1 protein-coding gene is annotated in these 1,914 nt (G+C 63.5%); it reads right to left on the reverse strand.

All coding sequences use genetic code 11. The features are described 5' to 3' along the window. Positions 1-1,700 (reverse strand): adenylate/guanylate cyclase domain-containing protein (locus EOA60_RS30920; RefSeq protein ID WP_164899686.1); only part of this gene is annotated, 1,700 nt, incomplete at its 3' end. Positions 1,701-1,914 lie beyond the last annotated feature (214 nt).

Below are 1,914 nucleotides of genomic sequence, written 5' to 3' on the forward strand. Positions count from 1 at the left end.
TGCTCAGAAAAATCGGGATGCCTGGTTGCCAGAATGGCGCGTTCGCGTTCGGCCTCCTCAAGACGGCCGCTCCGCATCAAGGCGCCGATTTTGAGGAACCTGGCGTAGAAATAGCCCGGCGAAAGGTTGAGCGAGCGATCGGCAACCGCAATTGCGGCCGGCCAGTCCTCGACCAAACAGTATGCGGCAGCCAGCTCGCCCAGATTGTGAAAGCGGTAGAGGTCGAACGGGCTCAGCCGCTCGGTATCCAGGAAGGACGGGATCGCGCCGGCGGCATCGCCAAGCAGCAGCCGCGCGCTGCCCATTGCCGAGCGGGCGAAGGCAAAGCTCGGATTGATGTGGATCGCCTCGGCCAGATGCTCCGCCGCAGATGCCGGCTGGCCGCGCATGATGTCGGCAGCCCCGAGATAGGCGTGCGGCCGCGCGTCGAGGCTGTCCATCAAGAGCGACTTGCGCGCAAATTCTTCGACCTTGGCCAGGTCGTCGCTGTCGCCGAAGCGCAGCCATGCCCGCCAGAAATACCACCATGCCAGCTCGTTCAGCACGGCGCTGGAATTCGGATCTTCTTGGTAAGCCTTCTCGAAGAATTCGAGCGCGATCTCGGTGTCTTTGCGCGTGCGCCTGTTCATGTGCCAGCGGCCCCGCCGCACCAGCTGCCAGGTCTCGAGGCTTTCCCACGGCACCTGGAAGGTGCGCACCTGCTCGGCTCGGTCGACCTCCTTGTCGAGGATCGAAACGATCTCGCTGCCGATCTGGTCGCGCAGCCTGAAGATGTCGATGAGGTCGCGGTCGAAGCGCTGCGACCAGACCAGGCGCCCGTTCGACGTGTCGGTCAGCGAGGCGTTGAGGCGTATCTGCCCGCTGTGGCGCGCCAGCGTGCCGCCGACGATGTAGCGCGCGCCAAGCGCATTGCCGATGAGCCTGGTTCCGAGCTGGTCGTCGCGAAACTGGAAGCTGGAGCCCTTCGCGATCACCGAGAGCCAGCGGGTGTTGGACAGGCCGTAGATGATGTCTTCCGCAATGCCGTCGGCCATGTAGCCGACGTCAGGCTCGCCTCCGTTGCTGCCGTGAAACGGCAGCACCGCGATTGCCGGCGGGCCCTTCGATGCGAGTCTGTCATGGACGGGAGCGGTAGGGATGGCGGCCAGGGGCGCAGCAATCGCCGCGCCGTTGCCGCCGCGTCCGGCGATCAGCACACGTACAGGCAGGGCGATGTTCTTGAGCATGAACTCGCCAAGGTCGGTGAAAACCGCGGCCGTCTTGTCCTTCACGTGGTGCCAGGTCGTCTCTGAGATGGCTAGACCGTCATGTGGAGCGAATTCCTGCAGGCGCGCGGCAATGTTGACGTCGTCGCCATAGAGGCGGCCCTCGCGGACGATGACGTCTCCGGTGTTGATCCCGGCCCGGAACGGCATGCGCATCTCATCCGCGGCCGAGGCATTGAGCGCCATGATCCGGTCCTGGAAATCGAACGCCGCGCGCAAGGCTTCGATTGGATTGCCGAATTCGGCCATGATGCTGTCGCCGGCAACGCCAAACGTGCGGCCGCCAAAGGCGCCGCAACTGTCGGTGATGATATCGCGCCTTTCCTCGAAGGCCGCGACGGCGCGCTCGTCGTCGATGCCCATCAGCCGCGAAAAACCAACGGCGTCGATAGAAATGATTGTCGCAAGCTGACGGGTATAGTTCCGTTCAGCCATGGTTGAGCCCCCGGTCCCTGTTTTCGGTTCAGAACAGGCGACTTCCGCTCCAAAAAAACTTCGCCGTTTGCCGATGGAAGATCCCCGGCAGGCTCGGCGCGCCGTTGCCACCCTGTTGGTCCGGGACTCTAACAGGGTCTGGCCAAAAGCTCTACCACGAACAGCTAATGGAAGGCGGTTTCGGCGCAAGCCATGGTCAGTCGTTCGTTACCTG

The organism is Mesorhizobium sp. M1A.F.Ca.IN.020.06.1.1 (assembly GCF_004023265.1).
Lineage (GTDB): Bacteria > Pseudomonadota > Alphaproteobacteria > Rhizobiales > Rhizobiaceae > Mesorhizobium.